2 protein-coding genes and 1 pseudogene are annotated in these 20,896 nt (G+C 75.3%); all 3 read left to right on the top strand.

What is annotated here, in order from left to right; all coding sequences use genetic code 11:
• Nucleotides 1-9: 9 nt before the first annotated feature.
• On the top strand, nucleotides 10-13,809 hold the full coding sequence (locus tag HEP85_RS00730) for a type I polyketide synthase (RefSeq protein WP_369657518.1): 13,800 nt from the start codon (nucleotides 10-12) through the stop codon (nucleotides 13,807-13,809).
• A gap of 156 nt (nucleotides 13,810-13,965) precedes the next feature.
• On the top strand, nucleotides 13,966-20,613 hold the full coding sequence (locus HEP85_RS00725) for a type I polyketide synthase (RefSeq protein ID WP_369657517.1): 6,648 nt from the start codon (nucleotides 13,966-13,968) through the stop codon (nucleotides 20,611-20,613).
• Nucleotides 20,565-20,840, top strand: a pseudogene (locus HEP85_RS00720) (ketoacyl-synthetase C-terminal extension domain-containing protein); the annotation flags it as partial. The gene HEP85_RS00725 and the pseudogene HEP85_RS00720, both read left to right, overlap by 49 nt.
• Between the last annotated feature and the right edge of the window lie 56 nt (nucleotides 20,841-20,896).

The following is a 20,896-nucleotide window of genomic DNA, read 5'->3' as shown; positions in this document are numbered from 1 at the left end:
CCGTGGATCGTGTCGGCCCGCAGCGCCGCCGCCCTGCGCGAACAGGCCGCACGCCTGCTGGCCCACGTCGAGGAGCACCCCGCACTCGACACCGCCGACATCGCCCACGCACTGGTGACGACCCGGCCCGGCTTCGAACACCGGGCCGTGGTCCGCGGCACCGCACGCACCGGACTCCTGCGCGGCCTCGCCGCCGTCGCCGCGGGCGAACCCTCCCCGGACGCCGTCACCGGCGACACCCTGACCGAGGGAACCACCGCGTTCCTGTTCGCCGGCCAGGGCACCCAGCGGCCGGGCATGGGCCGCGAGCTCTACGACGCCTTCCCCGTCTACGCGGACGCCTTCGACGCCGTGTGCGGCCACTTCGAAGGCCGGCTGGAACAGCCGCTGCGCGAGGTCGTCCTCGGTGACGACGCCGCCCTCCTCGACCGCACCGAGTACGCGCAGCCCGCCCTGTTCGCCGTCGAGGTCGCGCTGTACCGCCTGGTCGAGTCCTGGGGCGTACGGCCCCACCACCTCCTGGGCCACTCCGTCGGTGAACTGGCCGCCGCCCACGTCGCGGGCGTCCTCACCCTGCCCGACGCGTGCCGGCTGGTCGCCGCCCGGGGCCGGCTCATGCAGGCCCTGCCGGAGGGCGGCGCCATGATCGCGCTGCAGGCCACCGAGGAGGAGGTCCTGCCCCTGCTGGCCGGGCGGGAGGACGAGATCGGCCTCGCCGCCCTCAACGGCCCCCGGTCCGTGGTGGTCGCCGGCGACGAGCCGGCCGTACTCGCCGTGGCCGCGCACTTCGCGGGCCAGGGACGCAAGACCACCCGGCTGCGCGTCAGCCACGCCTTCCACTCACCCCGCATGGAACCGATGCTGGCCGACTTCCGGGCCGTCGCCGAAAGCATCGGCTACGCCGAGCCGCGCATCCCGGTCGTCTCCGACCTCACCGGCAGGCCCGCCGAGGCCGGGGAACTCACCTCGCCCGAGTACTGGGTGCGCCACGTCCGGCAGGCCGTCCGCTTCGCCGACGGGATCGCCTGGCTGGAACACCACGGCGTCGAGCACTGCCTCGAACTCGGCCCCGACGCCACCCTCACCACCCTCGCCCAGGGCTGCTGGGAGTCCCACGGTCACCTCACCGTGCCCGCGCTGCGCGCCGACCGCCCCGAACCGGCCGTCCTCCTCGCCGCCCTGGGCGCCCTGTTCACCCGCGGTGTCCCGGTCGACTGGCAGTCCTGCCTGGACGCGGCCGCCCCCGGCGGCCGGCCCGTACCCCTGCCCACCTACGCCTTCCAGCACCGCACGTTCTGGCTCGACGTACCCACCGGATCCGGTGACCCGGCCGCGGCCGGACTCCTCGACGCGGACCACCCGCTGCTGAGCGCCGTCGTCCCGCCCGCCGAGGGCGCCACCGTCGTCCTGACCGGACGCCTGTCGGCCCACGCGCAGCCCTGGCTCGCCGCCCACCGCGTCAACGGCTCCGTCGTGGTGCCGAGCACCGCCTTCCTCGAACTCGCCCTGCGCGCCGGTGCCCACACCGACTGCGGGCACGTACGCGAACTCGTCCTCGAATCCCCGCTCGTCCTGCCCGAACACGGCCGCGTCCACCTCCAGATCCGGGTCGCCGAACCCGACGCGCTGGGCTCCCGCGTCTTCGGCGTGTACGGCCGGCCCGAGAACCTCAACAACCCGGACAACTTGAACGCGGCCGGCCCCTGGACCCGGCACGCCGGCGGCCTGTTGAGCACCCGGCACCCCGAACGCACAACCGGCGCCCCGGAGTTCGACTTCACCGCCTGGCCGCCCCCGGGCGCCGAACCCCTCGACGTCGACGGCGTCTACGAACGGCTCGCCGCCGCGGGACTCGACTACGGGCCCGTCTTCCAGGGCCTGCGGGCCGCCTGGACCCACGGCGAGGACGTGTACGCCGAAGTCGCCCTCCCCGAAGGCACCACGCAGGAGGCCGGACGCTTCGACCTGCACCCCGCGCTCCTGGACGCCGCCCTGCACCCGCTCGGCCTGGGCACCTTCGACGGATTCGGCGACGGCCGCGTCCTGTTCTCCCTCGCCGACGCCTCGCTCCGGGCCACCGGCGCCACCACCCTGCGCGTCCGGCTCGCCCGCCGCGGCCCCGACACCCTGACCCTGGAAGCCGCCGACGCGATCGGCGAACCCGTCCTCACCATCGCCTCCCTGCTGATGCGGCCCCTCGACCCGCACCACACGAGCGCCCCCGCCGCCCCCGCCACCACCGACCGGCCCGCCCCCGCCCGCACCCGGGCCGTCGCCCGCCGCACCGCGGCCCGCGCCCAGCAGCCCGGCAGCCTGCTGGAGCGGCTGTCGAACCGGCCCCCGGCCGAACGCGCCCGCGTCCTGCTCACCACCGTGCGCACCCAGGTCGCCGACGTCCTCGGCTACGAGGGCCCCACCGACATCGAGCCCGCCCACTCCTTCTCCACCCTCGGATTCACCTCACTCACCTCCGTCGAACTGCGCGACGCGCTCAGCACCGCGCTCGGCGTGGCCCTCCCGGCCACCCTCGTCTTCGACCACCCCACCCCCCACGCACTCGCCCGGCACCTCGACGCCGACCTGTTCGGCGGCACCACCGACGACGACGGCCCCACCCGCCGCCCGGCGTCCGCCGACGACGACCCGATCGTCATCGTCGGCATGGCCTGCCGCTACCCCGGCGGCGTCCGCAGCCCCGAGGACCTGTGGGACCTCGTCGTGGCCGGCGCCGACGGCATCTCGCCACTGCCCGGCGACCGCAACTGGAGCCCGGAGACCCTCTACCACCCCGACCCCGACCACCCGGGCACCGTCTACACCCGCGAGGGCGGATTCCTCCACGACGCCAGCCAGTTCGACCCCTCGTTCTTCGGCATCAGCCCCCGCGAGGCCCTCGCCATGGACCCCCAGCAGCGCCTGCTGCTGGAGACGTCCTGGGAGGCACTGGAACGTGCCGGCATCGACCCGGCCACCGCACGCGGCAGCCGCACCGGCGTCTTCGCCGGCGTCACCTACCAGGACTACGTCACGATCCTGGCCGCCGCAGACGACAACGTCGAGGGCTACGTCGGCACCGGCAACTCACCCAGCGTGCTGTCCGGCCGCATCGCCTACACCCTCGGCCTCGAAGGCCCCGCGGTGTCCGTCGACACCGCCTGCTCCTCCAGCCTCGTCGCCCTCCACCTCGCCTCCCAGGCCCTGCGCCAGGGCGAATGCACCCTCGCGCTCGCCGGCGGCGTGACCGTGATGTCCACACCCGGCTCCCTCATCGAGTTCAGCCGCCAGCGCGCACTCGCCCCCGACGGCCGCTGCAAGCCGTTCTCCGCGGACGCCGACGGCGCCAGCTGGGCCGAGGGCGTCGGCATGATCGTCCTCGAACGGCTCTCCGACGCCCGCCGCAACCACCACCCCGTCCTGTCCGTGCTCCGCGGCAGCGCCCTCAACCAGGACGGCGCCTCCAACGGACTGACCGCCCCCAGCGGGCCCTCGCAGCAGCGCGTCATCCGCCAGGCGCTCGCCGGCGCCGGCCTCACCCCGGCCGAGGTCGACGCGGTCGAGGCACACGGCACCGGCACCACCCTCGGCGACCCGATCGAGGCCCAGGCGCTCATCGCGGTCTACGGCCAGGACCGGCCCGAGGCCCGGCCCCTGTGGCTGGGCTCCCTGAAGTCCAACATCGGCCACAGCCAGGCCGCCGCCGGCGTCGGCGGCATCATCAAGATGGTCATGGCGATCCGCGAGGGCGTCCTGCCGCGCACCCTGTACGCCGACAACCCCACCCCGCACGTCGACTGGAGCGCCGGCGACGTCCGCCTGCTCGACCAACAGCGGGACTGGCCCGAGACCGGGCGCCCGCGCCGCGCCGGTGTCTCCTCGTTCGGCATGAGCGGCACCAACGCCCACGTCATCGTCGAACAGGCACCCGCCCCCGAAACGGCCACCGCACCGCCCGCGACCCCGGACACCGCGGTCTTCACCGGCACCCTGCCCGTCGTACCGACCCTGCTGTCCGGCCGCACCGAGGCCGCCCTGCGCAGCCAGGCCGCACGCCTGCGCACCCACCTGCTCGCCCGCCCCGACACCCCGCTCACCGACCTCGCCTACTCCCAGGCCACCACCCGCTCGGCCTTCGAACACCGGGCGGCCGTCCTCGCCACCGGCCGCGACACCCTCGACGAGGCGCTCGCCGCCCTCGCCGCGGGCGCCCCCGTCACCGGACCCGGCGTCGTCTCCGGCACCGCGCCCACCGCCGCCGACCCCGTCCTGGTCTTCCCCGGACAGGGCGCGCAGTGGACCGGCATGGCACGCGAACTCCTCACCGAATCACCCCTGTTCGCCGCACTCGTCGCCGACTGCGAACGCGCGCTCGCCCCCCACATCGACTGGTCCCTGACCGCGGTCCTGCGCGGCGACGAGGACGCGGCCGACATCGGCCGGGTCGACGTCGTCCAGCCCGCCCTGTGGGCCGTCATGGTCGGCCTCGCCGGCCTGTGGCGCTCCCTCGGCATCACCCCCGCGGCCGTCGTCGGCCACTCGCAGGGCGAGATCGCCGCCGCCTGCGTCGCCGGGGCCCTGTCCCTCGACGACGGCGCCCGGATCGTCGCCCTGCGCAGCCGGGCCATCGTCGCCATCGCCGGCACCGGCGGCATGATGTCCGTGCCGCTGAGCGCCGACGAGACCCGCGCCCGCATGAGTCCGTGGGCCGACCGCCTCGCCGTCGCCGCCGTCAACGGACCGGCCTCGGTGGTGGTGTCCGGCGAAGCCGCCGCGCTCGACGAACTGTTCACCGCCCTCACCGAGGACGGCGTACGCGCCCGCAAGGTCGCCGTCGACTACGGCTCCCACTCGCCGCAGGTCGAACCCATCCGCGCGACCGTGCTCGACGCCCTCGCCGGCATCGAACCGCAGGACGCCGCGATCCCCTTCCGCTCGTCCCTCACCGGCCAGTGGCAGGACACCACCACCCTCGACCCCGAGTACTGGTACACCAACCTGCGCGAGACCGTCCGCTTCGAGGAGGCCGTCCGCGGCCTGATCGCCGAAGGCCACCGCACCTTCATCGAGGTCAGCCCGCACCCCGTGCTCGCCGTCGGCCTGCGCGAGACCCTGGAGGACGCCGGCGTCGAAGGCGCCGCGCTCGGCTCCCTGCGCCGCGACAAGGGCGGCCTCGGCCAGTTCCTCACCTCCGTCGCCGAGGCCCACGTGAACGGCGTCGCCCTCGACTGGACGGCCGTCTTCACCGCCACCGGCGCCCACCGCGTCGACGTACCCACCTACCCCTTCCAGCAGCAGCGGTACTGGCCCCACGTGCCGGAGCGGGACACCTCCGCCTCCGCCTCCTCCGTCACCGCCGCCACGGACACGGTGGAGTCCCGCTTCTGGGAGACCGTCGACCAGGGAGACCCGGAAGCCTTCGCCGACGCCCTCGACCTGCCCGCCGACGCACCGCTGAGCGCCTTCCTGCCGGCCCTGTCCACCTGGCGCCGCACCAGCCGCGAACGCTCCACCACGGACTCCTGGCGCTACGGCGTCGGATGGTCCCCGCTGACCGACAACGCCGCGGGCGCCCTGTCCGGCACCTGGCTCCTCGTCGCCCCAGCAGGCCCGGACGGCATCCACGACGCCCTCGTCGCCGACGCCCACCGCGCCCTGACCGGCGGCGGCGCCCGCGACACCCGCCTGGTCACCGTCCCCGACGGCGACACCGACCGCACTCACCTCGCCGCCCTCCTGACGGCCGCCCTCACCACCGAGGACGCCACCCCCGCCGTGGCGGGCGTCCTGTCCCTGCTCGCCCTCGACGAACGCCCCCACCCCGACCACCCGGCGCTCCCGCACGGCCTCGCCGGCACCGTCGCCCTCCTCCAGGCCCTCGGTGACACCGACACCGACGCCCCGCTGTGGTGCGCCACCCGCGGCGCCGTCGCCGTCGGCCCCTCCGAAACCGTCACCAGCCCCGTCCAGGCACTCGTCTGGGGCCTCGGCAGGGTCGCCGCCCTGGAACACTCCGAACGCTGGGGCGGCCTCGTCGACCTGCCCGCCGCACTCGACGGCCGGGCCGGCACCCGCCTGTGCGCCGTCCTCGCCGCCCCCGGCGACGAGGACCAGATTGCGATCCGGCCCTCCGGCTCCTTCGGACGCCGCCTGGTCCACGCCGCCGCCCCCCTCGCCGACACCCCGGCCTGGCACCCGCGTGGCACCGTCCTGGTCACCGGCGGCACCGGCGCCCTCGGCGGCCACATCGCCCGCTGGCTCGTCGGACGCGGCGCCACCCACCTGGTCCTGGCCGGCCGGCGCGGCGCCGACGCCCCCGGCGCGGCCGCACTGCGCGACGAACTCACCGCACTCGGCGCCGACATCACCCTCGCCGCCTGCGACGTCGCCGACCGGGACGCCCTGGACGCCCTGCTCCGCTCGATCCCGGCCGACCGCCCGCTGGACGCCGTCTTCCACGCCGCCGGCTCCCTCGACGACACCGTCGTCGACTCCCTGACACCCGAGCGCATGGACCCCGTCCTGCGCGGCAAGGCCACCGCCGCCCTGCACCTCCACGAACTCACCCAGGACCTGGACCTGTCGGCGTTCGTCCTGTTCTCCTCCTCCTCCGGCGTCCTCGGCGGCGCGGGCCTGGGCAACTACGCCCCCGGCAACGCCTACCTCGACGCCCTCGCCCAGCACCGGCGCTCCCAGGGCCTGCCCGCCACCGCCATCGCCTGGGGCCTGTGGGCCGACGGCGGCATGGTCGGCGACGCCGCCGGCGACCGCATGCGCCGCTACGGCGTCCACCCCATGGACACCAAGTCCGCCTGCGACGCACTGGGCCGCGCCCTGGACGCCGACGACACCACCGTCGTCGTCACCGACCTGCGCTGGGACACCTACGCGCTCGCCTTCACCGGACCGCGCCCCAGCCACCTCCTCGACGACCTGCCCGCCGCCCGCCGCGCCCTGGACGCCGCCCGCACCCAGCAGGCCGAGAGCCCCGCCGCGGACGCCTCCTCCCTCCAGGCCCACCTGGCCCAACTGCCCGCCTACGACCGGGCCGGCGCCGTCCTCGACGTCGTCCGCTCCTACGTCGCCAATGTCCTCGGCTACCCGTCCGCCGAGGCCGTCGAACCGGGCCGCCCCTTCACCGACCTGGGCATCGACTCCCTCAGCGCCGTCGAACTGCGCAACGGCATGAACCGCATCACCGGCCTGCGCCTGCCGGCCACCCTCGTCTTCGACCACCCCAACTGCGACGCCCTCGCCGGCCACCTCCTGACCGAGCTGGCCGGGACGCAACAGCCCGACACCCCGGCCTCCGAGCCCGCCGTACCCCCGCGGGACGACGAGCCGATCGCGGTCGTCGCCATGGGCTGCCGCTTCCCGGGCGACGTCAGCACCCCCGAACAGCTGTGGAGCATGCTGCTCGACGGCCAGGAGGGGCTCGTCCCCTTCCCCGAGGACCGCGGCTGGGACCTCGACGCGCTGTACGACCCCGAACCCGGAAAACCCGGCAGCGTCTACACCCGCACCGGCGGCTTCCTGAACGACGCCAGCGGCTTCGACCCGGCGTTCTTCAACATCTCCCCGCGCGAGGCCGTCGCCATGGACCCGCAGCAGCGGCTGCTGCTGGAGATGACATGGGAGACGTTCGAGCGGGCCGGCATCGACCCCAGGACTCTGAAGGGCAGCCGCACCGGCGTCTTCGCCGGCACCAACGGCCAGGACTACACCGGCATGCTGGCCGCCTCCCGGGAGGACTTCGAGGGCTACATGCTGACCGGCAACGCCGCCAGCGTCGTCTCCGGCCGGCTCTCCTACACCTTCGGCCTGGAGGGCCCGGCGGTCACCGTCGACACCGCCTGCTCGGCCTCCCTCGTCGCCCTGCACCTGGCCGTGCGCTCACTGCGCTCCGGCGAGTGCGACCTCGCCCTCGCCGGCGGCGTCACCGTGATGGCCTCACCCGGCCTGTTCGTGGACTTCAGCCGGCAGCGCGGTCTGTCGCAGGACGGCCGCTGCAAGGCGTTCGCGGACGCCGCCGACGGCACCGGCTTCTCCGAGGGCGGCGGCATGCTCCTGGTGGAGCGGCTGTCCGACGCCCGCCGCAACAACCACCCCGTCCTCGCCGTCGTCCGCGGCTCCGCCGTCAACCAGGACGGCGCCTCCAACGGCCTGAGCGCCCCCAACGGCCCCGCCCAGCGACGGGTGATCCGCGCGGCGCTCGCCGACGCGGGGGTCAAGGCCGCGGAGGTCGACGCCGTCGAGGCGCACGGCACCGGCACCACCCTCGGCGACCCCATCGAGGCCCAGGCCGTCCTCGCCACCTACGGCCAGGACCGCGAGGCCGGACAGCCGCTGTGGCTCGGCTCGGTCAAGTCCAACATCGGCCACACCCAGGCCGGCGCCGGCGTCGCCGGGATCATCAAGATGGTCCTGGCACTGAACAACGGCGTCCTGCCCGCCACCCTCCACGTCGACCAGCCCTCGACCCACGTCGACTGGACGGAGGGCGACGTCCGGCTGCTGACCGAGGCCGTCGACTGGCCCGGGACGGACCGTCCCCGCCGCGCCGGTGTCTCCTCCTTCGGCATCAGCGGCACCAACGCCCACGTCATCCTCGAAGCCGCCACCGGCGAGGAGCCCGCGCCCGCCCCCGCCGCCACCGAACCGGCCCCCGCCGGCGGCGCGGTGCCATGGATCGTGACCGCCCGCAGCCGCACCGCCCTGCGGGCCCAGGCCGAGAGGCTCCTCACCCACCTCACCGACCGGCCGGAGACGGACCCCGCCGACGTGGGCCTGTCCCTGGCCGCGCACCGCTCGGTCTTCGAACACCGCGCGGTCGTCCTCGGCGAGGACCACGACACCCTCGTCCAGGGCCTGCGCTCACTGGCCGACGACGAGCCGAACCCCTCCACCGTGACCGGCTCCGCCCGGGGCGAGGGCAAGCTCGCCTTCCTCTTCTCCGGCCAGGGAGCACAACGCCTCGGTATGGGACGGGAGTTGTACGACTCCTTCCCGGTGTTCACCGAAGCCTTCGACGCGGTCTGCGCGCACCTGGACGACGGCCTGCGCGAGGTCGTGTTCGGCGAGGACGCGGATCTCCTGAACGAGACGGGCTGGACACAGCCCGCACTGTTCGCCATCGAGGTCGCGTTGTTCCGGCTGGTGGAGTCGTGGGGGATGAGCCCCGACTTCCTGGTGGGCCACTCGGTCGGCGAGCTGGCCGCCGCGCACGTGGCCGGGGTGTTCTCCCTTGAGGACGCGTGCCGGCTGGTGTCGGCGCGCGGCCGCCTGATGCAGCAACTTCCCTCCGGCGGGGCGATGTTCGCGCTGGAAGCCGCCGAGGACGAAGTGCTCCCGCTGCTGGAGGGCCGGGAGACGGAGGTGTCGGTGGCCGCCGTCAACGGCCCCCGCTCGGTGGTGATCTCCGGCGTCGAAGCGGTGGCGGAGGCCATCGCCCAGGAGATTACGGCCCTGGGCCGCCGCACCTCCCGCCTGCGGGTCTCCCACGCCTTCCACTCGCCGTTGATGGAACCGATGCTGGCCGAGTTCCGTGCGGTCGCCGAGAGCGTGACGTACACGCCGGCCCGTATGGCCGTCGTCTCGAACGTGACCGGACAGGCCGCCGGCGCGGGGGAGTTGGAGTCCGCCGACTACTGGGTCCGCCACGTGCGGGAGGCCGTACGGTTCGCCGACGGGATCACCTGGCTCGAAGGACGCGGCGTACGCCGGTTCGTGGAGCTCGGCCCCGACGGCACCCTCACCGCCCTCGCCCAGACCAGTGCCTCCGGCGGCGACGAGATGCTCTTCGTCCCCGTCCTGCGCAAGGACCGCCCCGAGCGCGAAGCACTGCTCCTCGGCCTGGCCCAGGCGTTCGCCAAGGGCGTCGACCTCGAGTGGGCCCACGTCTTCGACAGCACCGGCGCACGGACCACGACCCTGCCGACGTACGCCTTCCAGCGGCAGCGGTTCTGGCCCGGACCGCCCGTCCTGCTCGGCGACGTCGGCTCGGCGGGCCTGGACCCCGCCGCGCACCCCCTGCTCGGTGCCGCGGTCGAACTGGCCGGAGGCGACGCCCGCCTCTTCACCGGACGCCTGTCGCTGCGCGGCCAGACCTGGCTCGCGGACCACGCCCTCACCAGCACGGCCCTGTTCCCGGCCACCGGCTTCCTCGACCTGGCCCTGCACGCCGCCGAACACGTCGGCTGCGACCGGGTGGAGGAACTGACCATCCTCACCCCGCTCACCCTCCCCGACAGCGGCGCCCTGCACGTACAACTGCACGTGGAGGCCGCCGACGCGAACGGCGCCCGCACCCTCACCGTGCACACGCGGACCGAGGACGCCGGCCCCGAGACACCGTGGACGCTGCACGCCTCCGGCCTGCTCACCGCCGACGCCACGACCACGCCCGAAACCCCCTACGACTTCACCGCATGGCCGCCGCAGGACGCCGACGAAGTACCCCTCGACGGCTTCTACGAGCGGTTCGCCGAACGGGGCCACCTGTACGGGCCGCTCTTCCAGGGCCTGAAGTCGGTGTGGACACGCGGCGAGGAGGTGTTCGCCGAGGTCGCGCTGCCCGAGGACGCCGACCCGTCCGCCGACGCGTTCGACCTGCACCCGGCACTGCTCGACGCCGCCCTGCACGCCGTGATGTTCGTGCCCATGAAGGACGCGGGCCGGCTGCCGTTCTCCTGGAACGACGTCCGCCTGGAGGCCGCCGGCGCCGACGCCCTGCGGGTGCGCATGGTGCAGACGGGCCCGGAGTCGATCGGCCTGGCCCTCGCCGACACCACGGGACGCCCGGTCGCCACCGTCGGCTCCCTCACCCTGCGCGAACTCACCGGAGACCTCGCGGGCGCCACCATCGGCGCACCGCGCCAGGAAGGCCTGTACGAACTGGACTGGGCGCCGGTGTCCGCGAGCGCCCAGACGCCCGGCACGGACTGGACCCTGGTCGGCGGCGCCGAAGCCCTGCCGCTGACGGCGGAACTGGAACGGGCCGGCTCACGGGTGCGGGCCTTCCCCGACCTGACCGCGCTCGCCGCCTCGGACCTCGAGATCCCCGAGACCGTCCTGCTGGTCCTGCCCGACACGGACACGGACACGGACACCGACACCGACGCTCACACCGGCGGTCTGGCCGCCGCCGCACGCGCCACCGCGCACACCACACTGCGGCTCGTGCAGCAGTGGCTCGACGAACCCCGCTTCGCCCACGCCCGGCTCGCGGTCGTCACCCGCGACGCCATGCGCGTCGGAACCCGGCCCGCCGACCCGGCCCGCGCCACCGCCTGGGGCCTGGTCCGCTCGGCCCGCTCCGAGAACCCCGGCCGTTTCGTCCTCGCCGACCTCGACACCGCGCCCGCCTCGGCGGCCGCGCTGCCCGCCGCCCTCGCCTCCGGCCACCTCGAACTGGCCGTCAGGGAAGGCACGGTGACCACACCGAAGATCATCCCCCTCGACGTGCGGCGCGCGCTCACCGAGCCCGCCGACACGGCCGCCTGGCGGCTCTGCGTCGAGGAACGCGGAACCCTGGAGAGCCTGAAGCTCACCGCGTGCCCCGAGGTGACAGGGCCCCTCGCACCGCGCGAGGTCCGCATCTCGATGCGCGCCGCGGGCGTCAACTTCCGCGACGTCCTCACCGCGCTCGGCATGTATCCCGGCGACGCCACGGCGATCGGCCTGGAAGGCGCCGGCGTGGTGACGGAGACCGGTGCCGACGTCACCTCACTCGCCGTCGGCGACCGGGTGATGGGCATGTTCGCCGGAGCCTTCGGCCCCGTCGCCGTCGCCGACGAACGCATGGTCGCCGCCGTCCCGCGCGGCTGGACCTTCGCCCAGGCCGCCACCGCGCCCATCGTCTACCTGACCGCGTACTACGGACTCGTCGACCTCGGCGGGCTGCGCCCAGGCCAGTCCGTGCTCGTGCACGCCGCCGCCGGGGGAGTGGGCACGGCCGCCGTACGGCTCGCCCGCCACCTGGGCGCCGAGGTGTTCGGCACCGCGAGCCCCGGCAAGTGGGACGCGCTGCGCGCCGCGGGCCTCGACGACGCCCACCTCGCCTCCTCCCGCGACCTCGGCTTCGAGAAACTGTTCCTGGAGACCACCGAGGGCCGCGGCGTGGACGTCGTACTCGACTCGCTGGCACGCGAGTTCGTGGACGCCTCACTGCGGCTGCTGCCGCGCGGCGGACACTTCCTGGAAATGGGCAAGACCGACGTCCGTGACCCGCGGCAGGTCGCCGAGGACCACCCGGGCGTCGCCTACCAGGCCTTCGACCTCGTCGAGGCCGGCCCCGACCGCATCGGGGAGATGCTGCGCGAACTGGTCACCCTCTTCGAGGAAGGGGTGCTGCCGCCACTGCCGATGACCACGTTCGACGTACGCCGGGCCCCCGACGCGTTCCGCTTCCTCAGCCAGGCACGCCACATCGGCAAGGTCGTCCTGACCCTGCCGACCGCCCCCGACCCGGACGGCACCGTCCTGCTCACCGGCGGCACCGGCGGGCTGGGCCGGATCACGGCCCGCCACCTGGTCGCCCACCACGGCCTGCGCCATCTCGTCCTGGCCGGCCGGCAGGGACCCGACGCGCCCGGCGCCGCCGAACTGCGCGAGGAACTGACCGCCCTGGGAGCCGATGTCGCCATCGTCGCCTGCGACACCGCCGACCGCGCCGCCCTCGCCGACCTCCTCGCCGCACTGCCCCCGGCCCACCCGCTGACCGCGGTCATCCACACCGCGGGCGTCCTGGCCGACGGTGTCATCTCCTCGATGACACCGGAACGCATCGACCGGTCGATGCGGCCCAAGGCCGACGCCGTGACCAACCTGCACGAACTGACCCGCGACCTGGACCTCGCACGGTTCGTGGTCTTCTCGTCCGTGGCCGGCACGTTCGGCGGCGCCGGACAGGCCAACTACTCCGCCGCCAACGCCTTCCTGGACGCCCTGGCCCACCACCGCCGCGACCTGGGCCTGCCGGGCACCTCCCTCGCCTGGGGCACCTGGCTGCCCGACGCGGGCATGACCGGCGAACTCGGCCAGGCCGACCGCGAACGCCACGCCAGGACCGGCATGGTCCCGCTCGGCGCCGAACTGGGCATGCGCCTGCTCGACGCCGGCCCCGCCACCGACCGCGCGGTGCTCCTGCCCATGGACCTCGACCACGGCTCCCTGCGCGAACACGCCGACGTACTGCCCCCGCTGCTGCGCGCCATGGTCAAGGCGCCCGCCCGGCGCCGGGCCGAGACGTCCGCCACCGCGGCCGGCGGCACCCAGACCCTCGCGGAGCGGCTGGCCCCGCTGCCGGCCGCCGACCGGGAGCAGCTGCTGCTCGACGCGGTCGCCGAGCAGGCCGCGGCCGTCCTCGGCCACTCCTCGGCCGCCGAGATCGAACCCGAGCAGTCCTTCAAGGAACTCGGCTTCGACTCGCTGACCGCGGTCGAACTGCGCAACCGCCTCAACGCCGTCACCGGCCTGCGGCTGCCGGCGACCCTCGTCTTCGACTACCCGACCCCCGCCGTCCAGGTCCGCCACCTGCTGACCCAGCTCGACCTGCCCGACCCGCCCGGCGGCGCGCAGGCCCTGCTGGGCGAACTGGACCGCCTGGACGCCGCGTTGAACGGCACCGACGTGGACGACACCGAGGTCCGCTCCCGCGTCACCGACCGGCTGCGGGACCTGCTGGCCCGCTGGTCGGGCGCGCCGGTGACGGTCACCGGGACCGGGGAACCGGACGCCGGGGACGGCGAACTCGAATCGGTCGAGACCGCCGACGATTTGTTCGACCTCATCGACAGGGAGCTGGGAACGACGTGACCACGGCAGCGGACGCCCGCACAGCGGCGGCACCCGCCGCCGCGGACCACCCCCCTACGGGAGCCGATCCCTCCCCTCGGGCACTGGACCTCCCCACTCCGGCACTGGCTCCCGCACAGCGGACACTGTCCGGCTCGGGTCAAGGAAGTGAGACACGTGGCTGACGACGGCAAGTACGTCGAGTACCTCAAGCGGGTGACGGCAGAGCTGCGGCAGACCCGCCGGCAGCTTCACGAGGTGGAGGAGAAGCAGCGCGAGCCCATCGCCATCGTGTCGATGAGCTGCCGCTTCCCCGGCTCGGTGGCCACCCCCGAGGACCTGTGGCGGCTCGTCGACGAGGACGGCGACGCCATCGGCCCGCTGCCCGCCGACCGCGGCTGGGACATCGAGGACCGCTTCGACCCCGACCCCGACAAGCCGGGCACCTTCTCCACCCGCGAGGGCGGCTTCCTCGGCGACGCCGCCGCGTTCGACGCCGGCTTCTTCGGCATGAGCCCCCGCGAGGCCCTCGCCACCGACCCCCAGCAGCGGCTGCTCCTGCAGGCGTCCTGGGAACTCCTCGAACGGGCCGGCATCCCTCCCGCCACCCTCCGCTCCAGCGCCACCGGCGTCTTCGTCGGCGCCGCCACCTCCGGCTACGGCCAGGGCCCCGTGGAGGTCCCCGAGGACGTCCACGGACTGATGCTCGCCGGCAACGCCACCTCCGTCGCCTCCGGCCGCATCTCCTACGTCCTGGGCCTGGAGGGCCCCACCGTCACCGTCGACACCGCCTGCTCCTCCTCCCTGGTCGCCCTCCACTGGGCGGTGCAGGCCCTGAGGTCGGGGGAGTGCGACCTCGCCATGGCCGGCGGCGTCGCCGTCATGGCGACCCCCGGACTGCTCTTCGAGTTCAGCCGGCAGCGCGGCCTCGCCGCCGACGGCCGCTGCAAGGCGTTCTCCGACGACGCCGACGGCACCGGATGGTCCGAAGGCGTCGGCCTGCTCCTGGTCGAGCGCCTCTCCGACGCCCGCCGCAACGGCCACCCCGTCCTCGCCGTCGTCCGCGGCTCCGCCGTCAACTCCGACGGCGCCTCCAACGGCCTCACCGCGCCCAACGGCCCCGCCCAGCAGCGCGTCATCGAACAGGCCCTGGCCAACGCCGGCCTGAACGCCGCCGACATCGACGCCGTCGACGCCCACGGCACCGGCACCTCACTGGGCGACCCGATCGAGGCACAGGCCCTGCTGGCCACGTACGGCGGCGCCAAGGACGCCGACCGTCCGCTGCTGCTCGGCTCCCTGAAGTCCAACCTCGGCCACACCCAGGCCGCCGCCGGCGTGGCCAGCATCATCAAGATGGTCATGGCGCTGCGCCACGGCCGCCTCCCGCGCACCCTGCACGTCAGCGAGCCCTCGACCCACGTCGACTGGGCGGCCGGCCACGTCCGCCTGCTCACCGAGCCCGCCGAATGGCCCGACACCGGGGACCGGCCGCGCCGCGCCGCCGTGTCCTCCTTCGGCATCAGCGGCACCAACGCCCACACCATCCTGGAGGCCGCGCCCGCCGAACCCCCCGCCGAACCCCCCGCCGAACCCCCCGCCGAACCCCCCGCCGAACCCCCCGCCGACGCCGACGCCGACGCAGCCGCAGCCGCGCCCGCGACGGAGGCCGCGCCCGCCGACACCCCTGCCGCCTCCCCGGTCGTGCCGTGGATCGTCTCCGCGCGCGGCGCCGCCGCCCTGCGCGGCCAGGCCGCCCGGCTCCTCGACCGCGTCACCGCCGAGGACGACTCCGCGTCGCCCGGCATCGCCCACGCCCTCCTCACCACCCGCCAGCTCTTCGAACACCGCGCCGTCGTCCTCGCCGAGGACCACGCCGCCGCGCTGCGCGGCCTGGCCCGGCTCGCCGACGAGGACCCCGACGCGCCCGACGCGCCGCACGTCGTCACCGGCCGCGTCCTGCGCGGTGCCACCGCCTTCCTCTTCTCGGGACAGGGATCCCAGCGCATCGGCATGGGACGTGAGCTGTACGCGGCGTTCCCCGCGTTCGCCGCGGCCTTCGACGCGGTCTGCGCCCACCTCGACACCGCCCTGGGCCGGTCCCTGAAGAGCATCGTCTTCGACGGCAGCGAGGGCCCCGGGGCCCTGGACGGCACCGACCTCACCCAGCCCGCGCTGTTCGCCGTCGAAGTGGCCCTGTTCCGGCTGCTGGAGTCCTGGGGCGTCAAGCCCAAGTACCTCGTCGGACACTCCCTGGGCGAACTGTCCGCCGCGCACGCCGCGGGCGTCTGGTCGCTGGCCGACGCCTGCCGGCTGGTCGCGGCCCGCGGCCGCATCATGCAGGCGCTCCCGCCGGGCGGCGCCATGATCTCCGTCGAGGCGACCGAGGACGAGGTCACCCCGCTGCTCGCCGCACACGGCGACGCCGTGAGCATCGCCGCCCTCAACGGCCCCCGCTCCACCGTGATCTCCGGCGACGAGAACGCCGTCGAGGAGGTCGCCGCACACCTGAGCGCCCGGCAACGGCGCACCCGGCGCCTGCGCGTCGGCCACGCCTTCCACAGCGCCCGCATGGACGCCGCCCTCGACGAGTTCCGGACCGTCGCCGAGAGCGTCACCTACCACGCGCCGCGGATCACCGTCGTCTCCAACCTGACCGGCCGGCCGGCCACCGCCGAGGAACTGCGCTCGCCCGACTACTGGGTGCGCCACCTGCGCCGGCCCGTGCGCTTCGCCGACGGCATCGACTGGCTCGCCGGACACGGCGTCAGCCGGTTCGTCGAACTCGGGCCCGACGCCACCCTGACCGCGCTCGCCCGCACCTGCCTGCCCGACGACACCACCGAACGGGTCTGCTTCGCCTCCGTGCGCAAGGACCGGCCCGAGGCCCCCGCCCTGCTGGCGGCCGTGGCCGGACTCTTCGCGCACGGCGCCGCCGTGGACTGGGAGCGCCTGCTGCCCCCGCCCGCCGCCGCCCGCGTCGACCTGCCCACCTACGCCTTCCAGCGCGACGACTACTGGCTGCGCATGAGCGCCCGCGGCGCGGGCGACCTCTCCGGCGCGGGACTCGGCAGCGCCGGGCACCCGCTGCTGAGCGCCGTCGTCCGCGTCGCCGACGACGGCCGGGTCCTGCTCACCGGCCTGCTCTCGGTGCGCGCCCAGCCCTGGCTCGCCGACCACCAGGTCTCCGGCGCCGTCCTGCTGCCCGGCACCGCCTTCGCCGAACTCGCCCTGCGCGCGGGCGACGAGGCCGGCTGCGACCTGCTGGAGGAACTGACCCTCGAAGCCCCGCTCGTCCTCGCGGAGAAGGACACCGCGCAGCTCCAGCTCGTCCTCGGCGCCCCCGACGACACCGGCCGCCGCCACCTGGCCGTCTACGCGCGCCCCGAGGCCGCCGCGGGCGACGACACCGACACCGGGTGGACCCGCCACGCCTCCGCGGTCCTGGCCACCGGAGCCACCGGAGCCGCGGGGGCCTCCTTCGACCTGACGGCCTGGCCGCCGCCCGGCGCCAAGCCCGTCCCCCTCGACGGCTTCTACGCCGCCCTCGCCGACACCGGCTACCAGTACGGCCCCGTCTTCCAGGGCCTCAAGGCCGCCTGGCGCGCGGACGGGGCGTGGTACGCCGAGGTCTCCCTGCCCGAGGACCAGCACAAGGACGCGGCCCGCTACGGACTGCACCCCGCGCTGCTGGACGCCGCCCTGCACGCCCAGCTCACCGCCCCCGCGGGGGAGGAGGGGGGCCCCGCCGGGGTCGGCCTGCCGTTCTCCTGGAGCGGGGTGCGCCTGCACGCGGCCGGAGCCACGAGCCTGCGGGTACGGATCGAACCCTCGGGCGCGAGCGGTGTCGCCCTGCGCATCGCCGACGCCGAGGGCCACCCCGTCGCCACCGTCGACACCCTCGTCTCCCGGCCCGTCTCCGCCGACAGCCTGCGCGGCGCCGCCGCCCCGGCCGCCGTCGGCGCCCTGCACCGGGTCACCTGGAGCCCCGTCGAGAGCGCCCCGGCCGCACCCCCGGCCGGCCGCTGGTACGTGGCCGCGGACGACGACGGCCTCGACACCGGCCTCGATGCCGCCTGGCCCCGCGTGGCCGGCCCCGACGACGTCCCCGAGGACGCCGAGGCGGTGCTGCTGCCCTGCCCCGCCGGCGACGACCCCGGCACCGTCGCCGCACACCTCCTGCGGACCCTGCGGACCTGGCTCGCCGACGACCGCACCGCCGACGCCCGCCTCGTCGTCCTCACCCGCGGGGCCGTCGCCGCCCGCGACGGCGAGGACGTACCGGCCGTGGCCGCCGCCGCGGCCTGGGGCCTGGTCCGCTCCGCCCAGACGGAGAACCCCGGACGCCTCGTCCTGCTCGACACCGCCCCCGACGGGACACCCGCCGCGGCCCTCGCCGCCGCCCTCGCCACCGGCGAACCCCAACTCGCCCTGCGCGACGGCCGGCCGCTCGTCCCCCGGCTCACCCGCGTGCACACCGTCCGCCCCGCCGCGGACCCGGACCACGGCCCCGAGGCTCCCTGGGACCCCGAGGGCACCGTCCTGATCACCGGCGGCACCGGCTTCCTGGGCGCCCTCGTCGCCCGCCACCTCGTCACCCGCCACGCCGTACGCGGCCTCGTCCTCGCCTCCCGGCGGGGCGCCGACGCCCCGGGCGCGAGCCGCCTGGTGGCCGAACTCGCCGCCCAGGGCGCGGAGGTGACCGTCGAGGCCTGCGACACCGCCGACCCCGCCGCACTGGCCGCGCTCCTCGCCCGGATCCCCGCCGACCGGCCACTGCGCGGCGTCGTGCACACCGCCGGCGTCCTCGACGACGGCGTCCTCGCCTCCCTCACCCCCGAGCGCCTCGACACCGTCCTGCGCGCCAAGGCGGCCTCCGCGCTCGCCCTGCACCACGCCACCCGCGACGCCGGCCTGACCGCGTTCGTGCTGTTCTCCTCCGCCGCCGGACTGCTCGGCGGCGCCGGACAGGCCAACTACGCCGCCGCCAACACCGTCCTGGACGCCCTCGCCCAGCACCGGCACGCCCAGGGCCTGCCCGCCACCTCCCTCGCCTGGACGCTGTGGGCCGGCGACAGCGGCATGACGGGCGGGCTCGGCGAGGACGACATCCGGCGCATCGCCGCCTCCGGCCTGCCCGCGATCACCGCCGAGCAGGGCCTCGACCTCCTCGACGCCGCCCTGACGACCGACGAGCCGCTGCTCGCCCCGCTGCGACTGGACACCGCCGCGCTGCGCACCGCCGCCGGCGCGGGCCGGCTGCCCGTGCTGCTGCGCGGCCTGGTCCGGGCCCCCGCCCGGCGCACCGTCGAGGCGGGCACCGGCGGCGCACCCCGGCTGAGCGCCCGGCTGGCCGGCCTGGAACCGGCCGAACAGGAACGCCTCCTCCTGGACCTGGTCCGCCGGCACGCGGCCACCGCCCTCGGCCACGACACGGCCGGCGCGGTCGGCGCCGACCAGTCCTTCCGCGACCTCGGCTTCGACTCCCTCACCTCCGTCGAACTGCGCAACCGCCTCAACACCGAGACCGGGCTGCGCCTGCCCCCCACGCTCGTCTTCGACCACCCCCGGCCCGCCGCGCTCGCCCGCCACCTGCGCGAGGAACTCGGCGGCACCACCGTACGGACGGAGACCGCCGCCGTGGCCGCCGCCGATGACGACCCCGTCGTCATCATCGGCATGGCCTGCCAGTACCCCGGCGGCGTCACCTCCCCCGAGGAGCTGTGGCGCTTCGTCGCCGAGGGCGGCGACGCCATCTCCGCGTTCCCCTCCGACCGCGGCTGGGACCTGGAACGCCTGCCCGGACTCCAGGCCGGATTCCTCTACGGAGCCACCCACTTCGACGCCTCCCTGTTCGGCATCTCGCCCCGCGAGGCCCTCGCCATGGACCCGCAGCAGCGGCTGCTGCTGGAGTCCTCCTGGGAGGTCTTCGAGCGGGCCGGCATCGACCCGCTGTCCCTGCGCGGCAGCCGCACCGGCGTGTTCGTGGGCGCGATGGGCTCCGGATACGCCTCCGGGCTCGCCGACATCCCCGAGGGTATGGAGGGCTACATCGGCCTCGGCGTCTCCGGCAGCGTCATCTCCGGCCGCGTCGCCTACACCTTCGGTCTCGAAGGCCCCACCATGACCATCGACACCGCCTGCTCCTCGGCGCTGGTCTCCCTGCACCTGGCCGCGCACGCGCTGCGCACCGGCGAGTGCGGCATGGCCCTGGCCGGCGGTGTCACCGTGATGGCCACCCCCGGCACCTACACCGAGTTCACCGCGCAGAACGGACTCGCCGCGGACGGCCGCTGCAAGGCGTTCGCCGCGTCCGCCGACGGCACCAGCTTCTCCGAAGGCGTCGGAGTCCTGCTCCTCGAACGGCTCTCGGACGCCCGGCGCCACGGCCACCCCGTCCTGGCCGTGGTCCGCGGCTCGGCGACCAACCAGGACGGCGCCTCCAACGGACTGACCGCCCCCAACGGCCCCTCCCAGGAACGCGTCATCCGCCAGGCGCTCGCCGCCGCCGGCCTCACCCCCCGCGAAGTGGACGCCGTCGAGGCGCACGGCACCGGCACCAGCCTCGGCGACCCCATCGAGGCACGCGCCCTGTTCGCCACCTACGGCCAGGACCGGGAGGACGGCCGGCCCCTGCTGCTCGGCTCCGCCAAGTCCAACTTCGGACACACCCAGGCAGCCGCCGGCGCCGCCGGAGTCATCAAGATGGTCATGGCCATGCGCCACGGCGAACTGCCCCGCACCCTCCACGTCGACGAGCCCTCCGAGCACATCGACTGGTCCAGCGGCGCCATCGAACTGCTCACCGAACCCCGCACCTGGTAAGCACCGCACGCCCCCGCCGGGCCGGCGTCTCCTCCTTCGGCATCAGCGGCAGCAACGCGCACGTCATCCTGGAGGAACCGCCCGCACCCCTCCCCGCCCCGGCCCGCCCCGAACCGGCCGCCCGGCCCCGCGCGTTCACCGTCTCCGGACACACCCCGGACGCCCTGCGCGCCCAGGCCGCCCGGCTGCGCACCCACCTCCTCGCCCACCCCGGCACCGACCTGCGCGACCTCGCGCACTCCCTGTCCGCCGCCCGGCACACCCTCGACCACCGCGCCGTCGC

The organism is Streptomyces sp. RPA4-2 (assembly GCF_012273515.2).
Lineage (GTDB): Bacteria > Actinomycetota > Actinomycetes > Streptomycetales > Streptomycetaceae > Streptomyces > Streptomyces kaempferi.
The sequence above is the reverse complement of the archived record's forward strand: the minus strand, read 5'-3'. Positions and strand labels throughout refer to the sequence as shown.